This is a genomic window from Acinetobacter sp. 1542444 (genome assembly GCF_000581835.1).
Lineage (GTDB): Bacteria > Pseudomonadota > Gammaproteobacteria > Pseudomonadales > Moraxellaceae > Acinetobacter > Acinetobacter pittii.
The window spans coordinates 217533-230053 of the sequence record NZ_JEYA01000001.1; the positions used below are offsets into that span (position 1 = coordinate 217533).

Below are 12521 nucleotides of genomic sequence, written 5' to 3' on the forward strand. Positions count from 1 at the left end.
TGGGATAAGGGCCTCATTATGCAAATTCCTTCGTCATTGCAATCATCGCTGCTAGGTCAAAACCAAAAGGGTGAGTTAGCAGGGCATTTATTATCGACATTAACGACCTATAAGTATCCTGAACATGGCCCTTCGGTTTTAGAAGTGGTGGATATCCAAAAAAAGTTCCAACACTTTCAGGCTCTAACGCATATTAATTTAGACCTGAAAGCTGGCGAGTTCGTGAGCTTTTTGGGACCTTCAGGGTGCGGTAAAACCACTTTGCTACGCATAATTGCGGGTCTAGAAAAACCTGATTATGGAAAAGTCATAAAAAAAGGCACAGACATTACGTTGTTGAGTGCTGAAAAGCGTCACTGTGGCATTGTGTTTCAGAACTATGCGTTATTTCCAAACTTAAATGTAGAAGAAAATATTGCTTTTGGCTTAGATAAAAAAAAGTGGGATAAGGCACAGCGTAGCCAACGGGTTCAACAGTTATTAGAACTCATTGAATTACCCGATATCGCAAAAAAATATCCAAACCAATTGTCGGGCGGGCAGCAGCAACGTGTTGCGCTTGCTCGGGCAATTGCACCGAATCCTGATATTTTACTGCTCGATGAACCCTTATCTGCACTTGATGCTCAGGTGCGTCTAAACCTAAGACAAAAGATTCGTTCGATTCAATCAAAGCTTAATTTACCAACCATCATGGTTACGCACGATCAAGAAGAAGCATTAAGCATTTCTGACCGTGTGGTGGTGATGAATCATGGTGTCATTGAGCAAATTGATACGCCGCACAATATTTACTACAAGCCACAAACCCAATTCGTTGCAAAGTTTATTGGCACCATGAACTTTTTGACAGCCACTTGTTCAGTCGCCAATCAGCTCGAAGTTTTAGGTTTTATTTCTTTAAATTTGGAGCAGCAAAAACTTAAAGCTGGGCAAAACTACAACATTGGTTTTAGACCCGAAGCTGTCGAGTTGGTTGATGATTTTTGTAGTGATAAAGAGTCGTTGTATTTGCCAGTTAAAGTAATAAGCACTGAATTTTTAGGCGCAAAACGTCGTTTGTTTTGCGCTATTCATATCGATGGAATTGAGCAGGCAAAACACCTGTTGCAAATTGAAATTGAAAATACGAAGTTTACATCTTTGCAAGAACTCATGTTTATAAAAGTGCCTAATCAGCTCATTCATGTCTTTGACGAACAAGGGTACGCACTATGTTAAATGAAGCTGCTTCAGCGGTTTTAAAAACACAGCCGCGTCGAAAAACTGAATATTCATTAAGATCAAATATTGCTTTAGCTGCCGTCGCAATCGCTTTGACTTTAGCAATTATTGCTCCTTTAATGATGCTGTTTGAAACCGCATTTTTTGATGAAAATCAAAATTTTGTTGGCCTTGAAAATTTTTATAATTATTTTGCAAGTCCAGCTTTACTCAGCTCTATATTTAACTCGGTGTGGGTTGCTTGTGCTGCTACTGTCATTACAGTATTTCTTGCCAGTATTTATGCTTTTGCACTCACCAATGTGAATATAAAAGGCAAAGGCTTCTTTAAACTGGTCGCTTTTTTACCGATTTTAGCGCCGTCACTTTTGCCCTCTTTGGCATTGGTTTATTTGTTTGGTAAGCAAGGTGTGTTTAAACCTTTACTGGGCGATATACAAATTTATGGCCCAATCGGTATTTTAATCAGTTATTGCTTTTGGCTATTTCCAGCAATGTTGATGTTGATGATGGTGTCTTTTCGCAGTGTCGATCAGCGTTTAATTGAAGCCTCTTTGTCGCTAGGTAAAAATATCTGGAATACACATTACCACGTCACGCTACCTGCAATTCGCTATGGGCTTATTAGTGCAAGTCTGGTGGCTTTTATTTATGTGTTGACCGATTTTGGTATTCCAAAAGTCATTGGCGGTTCATTTAACATGATGGCGCTTGATGTCTATAAACAGATTATTGGTCAGCAAAATATGAGCATGGGTGCGGTAATTTCCATCTTGTTATTGCTACCAGCAGTGTTCGTCTTTATTTTCGATCGTATTCAAAGCAAACGCCATGCACGGTTTCAAGCTTTTCAGGCTAAACCCTATGTTTCAGCATCGAATAAAAAACTTGAAGTCGTTCTGGGCTTATTTTGTGGTTTAGTTTCAGGTGCGATTTTACTGATTATCTTTACGGCAGTGCTGGCTTCATTCATTCAGTCTTGGCCTTATGATTTGTCTTTGACCTTAGCACATTACAGTTTTGAATATGTCGATGGCGGCGGTTGGGCAGCGTACTTTAACTCGGTTCGCATGGCACTCTTTAGTACGGTTTTTGGAACAGCACTGATTTTTATGGTGGCGCTATTAACCGAACGTTTTAAAGCACATCCACTTATTAAAAATTATGTACAAGCTTTGGTTTTACTGCCACTCGCTGTGCCCGGATTGGTTCTAGGTATTGCCTACATTTTGTTTTTTAACCAGCAAAGTAACCCGTTAAATGTGATGTATGGAACCATGACCATTTTGGTGATTTCAACCATCGTGCATTATTACACCGTGCCACATCTCACTTTAACCAATGCCATTAAACAGATTCCGCTACAGCTCGATCAGGCAGCACAAACTCTAGGAACATCAAAGTGGAAAACCTTTTGGAAAGTGTATTTGCCTATGTGTTTTCCAGCGCTATGCGATGTGTCGGTCTATGTTTTTGTGAATGCCATGACCACTGTGTCAGCTGCCATTTTCCTCTATTCACCAGACACTAGTTTAGCGGCGGTAGCCGTTTTAAATATGGATGATGCGGGAGACACGGTTGCTGCTGTTGCCATGAGCATTCTAATTTTAACCACCTCATGTATTGTAAAACTCATTCACTGGTTATTTACCAGAAAAATTATGGCAAGAAGTCAGCAATGGCGTGAAAGCGCTCACTAAGTTTTAGCTAAACACAATTTTTATTTAACCGACTGAAATGAAAATGCTTTGTTCAACAAGGCAAGGGTTTATTCATCCTAAATTTCGCGAATTGGAAGTCCTATGAATAACGCACAGTTTGATTTAATTGTTGTCGGAGCCGGTATTTTAGGTTTGTCCGCTGCCATACAGGCACAAGAACAAGGCCTAAAAGTCTGTATCTTCGAGAAAAATGCCAAGCCTGTGGGGGCAACTCGTCGTAATTTCGGCATGGTCGGAACTTCGACATTAACCCATCCAGAGCAACAGTGGCGAAAGTACGCGCTTGAAACGCGTTCTTTTTATCAGCGTATTCAAGCTGAAACCGATATTTCCTTTGCTCAATGCCAAGGTGTCTATCTGGCAAACACTGCACTTGAATGGCAGGTTTTAAATGAGTTTGCCGAGCGTGCAAGTAACTATCAAATACCTGTGCATTTACAGAGTCATGATGAGCTGATCACCCAATTTTCTTATTTAAACCCCGAGCAGCAGTTTCAAGGCGGCTTGGTTTTTGAAGAAGATTATTCGGTCGAACCGCATGTGGTTGGGCAGCGACTATTGGCATATGCCGAAAGAAAAGGCGTAAAGATTTATACCAATGCTTGTGTCGTTCAAACCCAATATCAACATGAAATTTGTCAGGTTCGTTTGGCAAGTGGCGAGGCATATCGGGCAAATAAAGTTTTGATCTGTCACGGTGAAATCATCGATGTTTTATATCCAGATCTCTTACAAAGTTTAAATCTGAAACGTTGTGGCCTACAAATGGCTCTGACACAACGGTTTCACCAAAACTTAAATGCTTCTCTTTATTCAGGTTTATCTATTTCACGTTATCAAGCTTTTGAAATTTGCCCAAGTCATACTGAGTTGGTTAAAGCGTCACAACAAGGTTTCATTAAAGAATTCGGTATTCATATTCTGATTAAACAAAACGAATTTGGTGAACTGATCGTGGGCGATAGTCACGAATACCATCCGATTAATGAAGCGCCTCAGTTCGAGCAGCGTGAAGAGATTAATGAGTTTATTCAAGCTTACTGCTACAAAAAACTAGGGCTGACTTTACCTCCAATTCAAAAACGTTGGAATGGTTATTACCTGACTCATGAACATGAGTTGGCCTGTGTCACTGAAGCCGAAAAAAATATCTTTCTGGTGAGTGCGATTGCGGGTAAGGGCATGACTACAGGGGCTGGCTTTATGAAAGAAATATTAGAACAAAATATTTACTAGTTTGTAATCTGGTTTAAACCAGATTGGTGTATATTGAAATGAACGCGAAAGAAATGAGTAACATTATGAACATGCAACCCCAACTCGATATGGATTTAGAGAACAAGTATTTGCTTCTTACTCCAGGACCATTATCAACATCGGCAACAGTACGCCGTGCCATGCAAAAAGACTGGTGTACTTGGGACCAAGAATACAACTCGCTGGTACAAGATATTCGTAATCGACTGGTCAACTTGGCAACCAGTCAACCTGAAAAATATACGGCTGTGTTAATGCAAGGCAGTGGAAGTTTTGCTGTGGAGTCTGTGCTTGGTTCAGCTATTCCACGTGATGGCAAAATCTTGATCATTAATAATGGCGCATATGGTGTACGTATGGTGCAAATGGCACGTTGCCTAAATATTGAAGTTGTAGAACTGAACTATTTAGAAACCCATTCACCAGATTTACAAGAGATTGAGCGCGTTTTAGAAGATAAAACCATTAGCCATGTTGCTTGTGTGCACTGTGAAACCACCACAGGTATTTTAAATCCAATTCAAGAGATAGGCCGTTTAGTTAAAGCAGCAGGAAAAATCTGGATTGTGGATGCCATGAGTTCATTCGGTGGTGTGCCTATGGATATTGCTGAGCTTGAAATTGATTTTCTAATTTCAAGTGCAAATAAATGTATTCAAGGTGTTCCGGGCTTTGGTTTTATTTTGGCAAAGCGTGATTGCCTAGCAGCATGTAAAGGTTTAGCTCGTTCGGTCAGTCTCGATTTGTATGACCAGTGGAATACGATGGAGCAGCATAATGGTAAATGGCGTTTTACTTCGCCAACCCATGTGGTACGTGCTTTTTATCAAGCATTACTTGAGCTTGAGGCAGAAGGCGGTGTTGCTGCACGTTATCAACGTTATTTACAAAACCAACAAACTTTATCGCAAGGTATGCAACAACTGGGCTTTGAATTGGTACTCGGTGAAGAGTGCCCACAATCACCCATCATTACCACTTTTCTTTACCCAATAGCCAAGTCATTTAGCTTTCAGTCATTTTATGAAACCCTGAAAAAATCAGGCTATGTGATCTATCCGGGCAAAGTCACCGATCTCAACTGCTTCCGTATTGGCAATATTGGCGAAGTTTATATTCATGACATTGAAGGGCTTCTTGCTGCGATTGCGAGCTACTGTGAAAACCATCTAAATCAAGCTGTAACAGCATAATTTTTATTAAACATTTGAATTAAAGGGAATACACCATGACGACCAACAATACACAAATTCAGGCTGTAGTTTTTGACTGGGCTGGCACAACTGTAGATTTTGGTTCACGCGCACCGATTTTGGCTTTTATGGCTTTATTTAAAGACAATAAAATTGAAATTACGGTCGAAGAGGCGCGTGCGCCAATGGGTTTAGAAAAACGTGACCATATTGCAGCAGTTTTAAAAATGCCGCGTGTAGCGACTGCATGGCAGGAAGTATATGGTCAGGCGGCAACTGAAGCAGATATTGACCGTTTATATAAAGACTTTATTCCGTACCAGTTAAATTCTATTCCGAAATGTTCTGCTTTAATTCCGGGTGCATTAGAAACGTTTGAAAATATTAAAAAGCGTGGTGCAAAAATTGGTAGTAATACAGGATATGCATCCATGATGATTGGTCGTTTGGTCAAAGATGCTGCCGATCAGGGCTATCGACCGGACTGTATCGTTACGGCAAGTGACGTGAAATATGGTCGTCCATATCCTGAAATGTTGTGGAAGAACTTAATTCAACTCGATGTATCCGATATTAAAACCGTTGTAAAAGTAGATGATACCGTGGTGGGTATTGACGAAGGTTTAAACGCAGGGTGCTGGACAGTAGGACTTGCGATTAGTGGTAATGAAGTCGGCTTGAGCTATGAAGAGTGGAGTGCATTATCGGCTGATGAACAGATTGTGCTAAAAGATAAGGCATACCAAAAAATGAATGCGTCGGGTGCTCACTATGTGATTGATAGTGTCGCTGATTTGCCAAATGTACTCGATGATATTGAACGCCGTTTGGGGCAGGGTGAACGACCTTAAACAAAGTTTAGGTTTATATATTTTTAAGCTTAGCTCCCTTGGGAGCTAAGCTTACCTAAAAAATTAAAATGAAGAGTAGATACACTCTACATATGTGGAAATAAGGAGTAACTTTGAGGAGTAAATTCCTTATTTCCGGCTAACGATTTAAAACACATGTTTCGATTGTTAGCACCATCAATCAGATAGGCATATGACCTATGTGATAGATCTTTTTATGACTTTTGAGGGTCATATAATTTTTCTTTAATAAATAGGGCTGGTATCACGCCACAAATTAGGTAGGCAGCACCCATCACGACAAAACCTAAACCAATTGAACCGCCAGAGGCTAAGAAACCAATCGTTGCAGGGGCTAAAGCAGCACCTAAACGTCCGACGTTATAAGCACCACCAATGGCTGTACCGCGGATTGCTGTTGCAAAGCTTTCGGTCATATAGGTGGCATTTACGCCATACGGGATGCCGTAGAGGAAACCAAAGGTCACCAGTAAATATAAAATGTTGCTTGGAGAGTTATAAAAAACAATTAAAGGTAGGAAAATAGCAGTGCCGATTGCACCAAAAGCATAGGTAAAACGACGTCCTAATTTATCGGCCATCATGCCCGCAAGAACTTTACCCAAAATCATCGCGGTATATGTACCTACCATATAGGCAGTCATTTCCTTAAATTTCATACCGAGTTCACTTTCAAGGTATGAAGGCATCCAGTTATTTACGCCATAGTAGCCAAACTGTAAAAAGCCTGCCGTTAGCGCCCATAGGATAAACATATTACGGTTTCGTTTATCTTGGAAAATAAGCTTAAATGCCGAGGTTTTTAGAGCATTTTGAGCCACAACAGGTTGTTGTAGTCGAGACTTTTGCCATGCTTCTGGTTCTGGTACAAGAATATGCATGAGGAAAGCAATAACAACAGGAATAATCGCAACATAAAACAGCATGCGCCAGCCATGATCAGGAATAATCCAGCCTGCAAGTAAGGTCGCAACAATATAGCCAACCGTCCAGCCAGCTTGTAGGGTACCCAGTACTGTGGTGCGGTAACGGGTTGGGACATATTCGGCCATGAGGGTATTACAGGCAATATAAAGTGAACCCAAACCCAGTGATGCAAAAAATCTTAAAATACCAAACTGAAGAAAGCTTTGGGTGAAACCTAAGCCACAGGTGAGGAGTGAGAAAATTAAAATAGAAATAACCACAATGCGCACGCGACCAAATTTATCGCACGCCCATCCCCCAAAAATCCCACCAACAGCCATGCCTGCCAATGTGAAACTGCCAAGCATACCTGCTTGTACTGAACTTAATCCAAAATCTGCCTTAATACTATTTAAGCTATAAGACAGTAGCATCAAATCTGCCCCATCTACCAACAGTGCTAGAAATGCAAAAATAAATGCTATTTTCCACGTATGAGGCTGTATACGGGAAAGACCTTCTTTGTAATTTGTAGCCATAATCCATTACCTACATTTGATAAAAAGCACTTCAAGTCGTTTTGAAGCGCTTAAAATTTGATTAAGACGCAACGCGAATCATGTTTCGGGCAATAATCATTTGTTGAATTTGAGTGGTCCCTTCATAGAGACGGAACAAACGAACATCTCGATAAAAACGTTCAATGGCGTATTCACTGATGTAACCCGCGCCGCCGTGAATTTGTACGCAGCGATCAGCAACGCGGCCACACATTTCTGTTGCAAACATTTTTGCGCATGAGGCTTCGGTGCTAACGTTTTGACCTGCATCGCGTAGGCGTGCAGCGTCTAAGACCATACATTTAGCTGCATAAATTTCAGCTTTTGAGTCGGCAAGCATGGCTTGAATGAGTTGAAATTCGGCAATCGGTTGTCCAAATTGCTTGCGTTCGATGGCGTAATTTAAAGAATCGTCTAGCATTCGTGTTGCTGCGCCGACACTCAAAGCCGCAATATGCAAACGGCCTTTATCGAGTACTTTCATAGCAGTTTTAAAACCAACACCTTCAACACCACCAATGAGTGCCGAAGCAGGAATACGACAATTTTCAAAAATCACATCACAGGTATGTGCGCCTTTTTGCCCCATTTTTTTATCGCGTTTGCCAAGAAAAATGCCCGGAGTTTGGCTATCGACAATAAAAGCAGAAATACCACTAGTGCCTTTAATATCAGGGTTTGTACGTGCCATGACTGTAAATACACCAGCGTGAGGAGCATTGGTGATAAAGCGTTTAGTACCATTTAAAATGTAAAAGTCACCGTCTTTTACAGCGGTGGTTTTTAAAGAGGCAGCATCAGAACCTGCATCCGGTTCGGTTAAGCAAAAAGAACTGATCACTTCACCACGTGCTAAACGTGGCAAGAAAAATGATTTTTGTGCTTCGGTCCCATCAATAATCAGGCCACTTGAGCCAATGCCATTATTGGTCCCAATGAGAGAGCGAAAAGCAGGAGAGGTACGACCTAATTCAAAAGCCACATAGACTTCTTCTTCCATCGTCAGGCCAAGACCTTCGTACTCTTCAGGAATGGTTAAACCAAATAAACCGAGAGCTTTCATTTGCTCAACGATATCTTGAGGAATTTCATCCGTTTCAGCGACTTCATTCTCATGAGGAATTAATACACCTTCAACAAATTGTCGAATCATATCAACAAGTTGATTTAAGGTTTCCTGATCTCGAATCATAGTCTCGTCCTTTTACTACATGCAGAAAACATCAATGTGATGTTCGTAAAATCACCAATATTTGAAGCGATAGTAATCAAAGGATGAACGCAAAACAATATATTTTGAAAATTAATTTCGCAATGCGATACTTTGTTGTTGATTTATGTTTGGCTAATTTATTGATTTATTTAAGCTATATTTTCTTATAAAAAATCATTATTTTTAGTGGAAAATTAAAGTTTGATTTTTCAAAAGAGCTGTGTATATTAAAAATATATATCGCTATGCGAAATTTTAAATAGATAAGTTTTCCTATAGGAAATGATTCACAAAATATAGTAGGATAAAGATGGGTGCTTTAAATGGAATTCGGGTGCTTGACTTAAGTCGGGTATTGGCTGGACCTTGGTGTGGACAGATTCTTGCCGATTTAGGCGCAGAAGTAATCAAGATTGAACGACCGGAAGTCGGTGATGACACCCGTTCTTGGGGGCCACCTTGGATGAAAGATGACTCAGGCCAAGACACTCAAGAAGCTGCATATTATCAGTCCACTAACCGCAATAAACTATCGGTTGCCATCGACATTGCCAGTCCTGATGGTCAAGAATTGATTAAAGCCCTCATTCAAGACACCGATGTCGTGATTGAAAACTACAAAGCGGGGTCTTTAAAAAAGTACGGTTTGGACTATGAGTCTTTATCTGCGATTAACCCTAAACTGGTGTATTGCTCGATAACAGGTTTTGGTCAAAATGGCCCAAGAGCAGAAGAGCCCGGTTATGACTTTATTATTCAGGGCATGGGGGGACTCATGTCAGTTACAGGTGAGCGTGATGATTTGTCGGGCGGTGGTCCACAAAAAGTAGGGGTCGCATTTTCCGATTTAGCTACAGGACTTTATTCTACGATTGCCATACAGGCTGCTTTACTCAACCGCCATGTGACAGGTTTAGGCCAATACATTGATATGGCTTTACTTGATGTTCAAATTGCCACAATGGCAAATCAGGGAATGAACTATCTTTCATCGGGTAATATCCCTAAGCGTTATGGCAATGCACACGCCAATATTGTGCCTTATCAAGTGTTCAAAGCTTCTGACCGTGATTTTATTATCGCGTGTGGAAATGACACTCAGTTTATTCAACTCTGTCGAAGTATTGGTTTACCCGATTTACCAAATGATACACGTTTTGCTCGAAATGCGGACCGAATCAAGCATCGTGATGAAATTATCGGGATTTTACAAACTCACTTTTTAACAAAAACAGCAGATGAATGGGTAGATGCAATTTATGCCGCTAAAGTTCCCGTCGGTGTGATTAATAACTTAGAACAAGCTTTTCAAGAACCGCAAGTCATTGCCCGAGAAATGTTAGTCGAGATGAACCATCCTCAGCGTGAAAAACTGAAGGTAATTGGGTCACCAATCAAACTTTCTAGAACACCTGTTGAATACAAAACAGCACCACCGCTGCTGGGAGAACATACGCAGGCGGTTTTAGGTCGAGTAGTTTCTCCTGAAAAACTAGCTGAGCTCAAAGAAAAGGGCGTAATTGGGTAGGTGGCTTAAAAGCGGAAGGTTAAAATTATATTTAAAATCAGAAAATAAAATATTTAATCTTTCGCTTTAATGAGTTAAATGAAGTTATCTTTTAGATGCAGACTCGGATGTTTGCTCTTTTGCTATTTATAGAAAAAATAGATTATAATTTTCGCAGTGCGAAACAAAATATGGATTGGTATGACAATGAACGATGCAGTTGATGCAGAACCGACAGAAAAATTATTAGCGCCTTTAAGGCATGAATTATTACATCCGATTGAAGACATGCAGGATGAAAATGATCGCCAATTTATTACTGCATTAGCACGTGGTTTAGAGCTATTACGTTGTTTTACGCCTAAACATCAGCATTTGGGTAACCAAGAGCTTGCTCAGATGACCGGTTTGCCAAAACCAACCATTACTCGCCTTACACATACCTTGTCGCGTTTGGGTTATATCAAACAAGTACCTAACTCAAGCAAATTCCAGCTTTCAGTAGGGGTTCTTGCGTTTGGTTATTCCATGTTGTCTAACGTATCGATTCGCTCTATTGCTCATCCATATATGAAAAATTTGGCAGACTATGCTGGCGCTGCTGTAGCCATGGCAACACGTGATCGATTGAACATGATTTATCTTGATGTGGTGCAAGGCAAAGGCAATATGACCATGCGCCGTCAAGTTGGAACCTATTTACCGATTCATTTAAGTTCTATGGGGCGTGCATGTTTAGCTGCAATGCCTGAAGACGAAAGAGAATTTTTACTTGATGCCATCCGTAGCAAACACAAAGAAGACTGGATCAAAATTAACCGTGATTTAGACAAAGCCTTTAAAGATTACCAAGATTTTGGTTATTGTTTTTCAATTGGCGAATGGCATAAAGATGTCAATTCTGTTGCAGTTCCACTGATTCATGAACAACATGGTTTACTGGTGTTCAACTGTGGTGGCCCAAGTTTCATTATGAATCGTGAAAAACTTGAAGAAGATATTGCACCACGTCTTTTACACATGGTGAATAATATTCGCACTGAGATTAGCTAAACCTATTTGATTCATTTATAGGAGCCAGCTTTGTTTTTTCAAGGCTGGCTTTTTAGTGGGTAAGCTTTAGGCTGTTTGGTTGTGAAAGTTCGGTTTCCGTTTTTCTTTGAAAGAACTTAATGCTTCTTTAAACTCGGAACCTTGTAAACAACGCGAGAAAATAGTCGACTCATGGTCAATACGATTGAGTAGATCATCAATTGGCATATCTCTTAGTAACTTTTTACTGAGCTGTAAGGCTTGGCTTGGTTTGTGAGCAAGTTTAATGGCCATATCTTCAACCGCTTGATCCAGCTCAGTTGCCTCAAATATTTCATTTACCAGACCGTAATTTTTTGCTTGTTCCGCCGAAAACTTTTCACCGAGTAAAATAATTTCCGAAGCTCGAGCAAAGCCCAATAATCTTGGCAAGATGTAACTTGAACCCGCTTCAGGTACAAGTCCCAAATTCACGAAGGGAAACTGAAAAATAGAATTTTGGCTTGCATACACAAGGTCGCAATGTAGAAGCATAGTGCTGCCAATGCCAATTGCTACACCATTTACTTTAGCAATAATCGGTTTTGGAAACGTTGCTAAGCTTTTTAAGAAAATAATCGAAGCGGGTGGTTCGGAACTTGATGCGTCGCGTTTTTCAAATGCATTGACATCATTACCACTCGTAAATGCGGAGTTTTCACCAGTAAGCACAACGACATGAACGTCTTGATTGGTTGCAGCTTGATCTAAGGCCTGACTTAGGGCCGCATACATTTCGTAATTAATTGCATTCTTTTTAGTGGGATTGCTCATGGTGAGCGTTAGTATATGTTTATCTAAACGCTGTTGAATTGTGCCTGTTTTAAGCTCGCTTTGGGTTTTATTGTCCTGCTGCATTATTCATTCCTTTAAATAGCTTTCCGTCTAAAATTTAAACTTATTAAAATAATGCTATCGAAAAATAATTCCGTTATCAATTATTTTGTTTTATATTGTGGTATAAAATTTTGTATTGTGAAATTTTTACTTTAAGTCA

At 40.2% G+C, this 12521-nt stretch carries 10 protein-coding genes; 7 read left to right on the plus strand and 3 right to left on the minus strand.

Annotation, left to right across the window (positions count from 1 at the left end):
• Positions 1–18 precede the first annotated feature (18 nt).
• The 5 genes from J580_RS05490 to phnX all read left to right on the plus strand — a co-directional run bounded on the left by J580_RS05490 (position 19) and on the right by phnX (position 6246).
• Positions 19–1221, plus strand: a complete 1203-nt coding sequence (locus tag J580_RS05490) for an ABC transporter ATP-binding protein (RefSeq protein WP_032003371.1) — start codon at positions 19–21, stop codon at positions 1219–1221.
• Entirely contained in the window at positions 1215–2924 is a 1710-nt protein-coding gene (locus J580_RS05495) for a putative 2-aminoethylphosphonate ABC transporter permease subunit (protein ID WP_032003372.1), read from the plus strand. Before J580_RS05490 ends, J580_RS05495 begins: the two co-directional genes overlap by 7 nt.
• Positions 2925–3026: 102 nt before the next feature.
• Positions 3027–4181 (plus strand): TIGR03364 family FAD-dependent oxidoreductase, encoded by a 1155-nt coding sequence (locus J580_RS05500; protein ID WP_032003373.1) that lies wholly within the window; start codon positions 3027–3029, stop codon positions 4179–4181.
• A gap of 26 nt (positions 4182–4207) precedes the next feature.
• Positions 4208–5395, plus strand: coding sequence for a 2-aminoethylphosphonate--pyruvate transaminase (gene phnW, locus J580_RS05505; RefSeq protein ID WP_032003374.1), 1188 nt, complete (start codon positions 4208–4210; stop codon positions 5393–5395).
• A 35-nt stretch (positions 5396–5430) separates the two neighbouring features.
• The gene (gene phnX, locus J580_RS05510; RefSeq protein WP_017385554.1) at positions 5431–6246 is read left to right on the plus strand and encodes a phosphonoacetaldehyde hydrolase; all 816 of its coding nucleotides are present in this window, start codon (positions 5431–5433) and stop codon (positions 6244–6246) included.
• A 215-nt stretch (positions 6247–6461) separates the two neighbouring features.
• On the opposite strand, the gene J580_RS05515 is transcribed toward phnX, so the two are convergent.
• Both J580_RS05515 and J580_RS05520 read right to left on the minus strand, forming a co-directional pair.
• Positions 6462–7712 carry an MFS transporter gene (locus tag J580_RS05515; RefSeq protein ID WP_017385555.1) on the minus strand — a complete coding sequence of 417 codons (1251 nt, stop codon included), beginning with the start codon at positions 7710–7712 and terminating at the stop codon, positions 6462–6464.
• A gap of 61 nt (positions 7713–7773) precedes the next feature.
• Complete coding sequence (locus J580_RS05520; protein ID WP_017385556.1) at positions 7774–8925, minus strand: acyl-CoA dehydrogenase family protein; 1152 nt, start codon at positions 8923–8925, stop codon at positions 7774–7776.
• A gap of 331 nt (positions 8926–9256) precedes the next feature.
• On the opposite strand from J580_RS05520, the gene J580_RS05525 reads away from it, so the two are divergent.
• Together J580_RS05525 and J580_RS05530 are read left to right on the plus strand one after the other, a co-directional pair.
• Positions 9257–10474 (plus strand): CaiB/BaiF CoA transferase family protein, encoded by a 1218-nt coding sequence (locus J580_RS05525; RefSeq protein WP_032003375.1) that lies wholly within the window; start codon positions 9257–9259, stop codon positions 10472–10474.
• Between the two features lie 186 nt (positions 10475–10660).
• A complete protein-coding gene (locus J580_RS05530) occupies positions 10661–11506 on the plus strand; it encodes an IclR family transcriptional regulator (RefSeq protein ID WP_013198245.1) in 846 nt (281 codons plus the stop codon).
• A gap of 66 nt (positions 11507–11572) precedes the next feature.
• Here the strand turns inward: J580_RS05530 and J580_RS05535 are convergent, their stop codons facing one another.
• Positions 11573–12382 carry an enoyl-CoA hydratase gene (locus tag J580_RS05535; protein WP_017385558.1) on the minus strand — a complete coding sequence of 270 codons (810 nt, stop codon included), beginning with the start codon at positions 12380–12382 and terminating at the stop codon, positions 11573–11575.
• Positions 12383–12521 lie beyond the last annotated feature (139 nt).

What these genes read in the sequence shown, in the direction of transcription:
- J580_RS05490 (WP_032003371.1), top strand. Translation starts at nt 19, where the DNA reads ATGCAAATTCCTTCGTCATTGCAATCATCGCTGCTAGGTCAAAACCAA.
- J580_RS05495 (WP_032003372.1), top strand. Translation starts at nt 1,215, where the DNA reads ATGTTAAATGAAGCTGCTTCAGCGGTTTTAAAAACACAGCCGCGTCGA.
- J580_RS05500 (WP_032003373.1), top strand. Translation starts at nt 3,027, where the DNA reads ATGAATAACGCACAGTTTGATTTAATTGTTGTCGGAGCCGGTATTTTA.
- phnX (WP_017385554.1), top strand. Translation starts at nt 5,431, where the DNA reads ATGACGACCAACAATACACAAATTCAGGCTGTAGTTTTTGACTGGGCT.
- J580_RS05515 (WP_017385555.1), bottom strand. Translation starts at nt 7,712, where the DNA reads ATGGCTACAAATTACAAAGAAGGTCTTTCCCGTATACAGCCTCATACG.
- J580_RS05520 (WP_017385556.1), bottom strand. Translation starts at nt 8,925, where the DNA reads ATGATTCGAGATCAGGAAACCTTAAATCAACTTGTTGATATGATTCGA.
- J580_RS05525 (WP_032003375.1), top strand. Translation starts at nt 9,257, where the DNA reads ATGGGTGCTTTAAATGGAATTCGGGTGCTTGACTTAAGTCGGGTATTG.
- J580_RS05530 (WP_013198245.1), top strand. Translation starts at nt 10,661, where the DNA reads ATGAACGATGCAGTTGATGCAGAACCGACAGAAAAATTATTAGCGCCT.
- J580_RS05535 (WP_017385558.1), bottom strand. Translation starts at nt 12,382, where the DNA reads ATGCAGCAGGACAATAAAACCCAAAGCGAGCTTAAAACAGGCACAATT.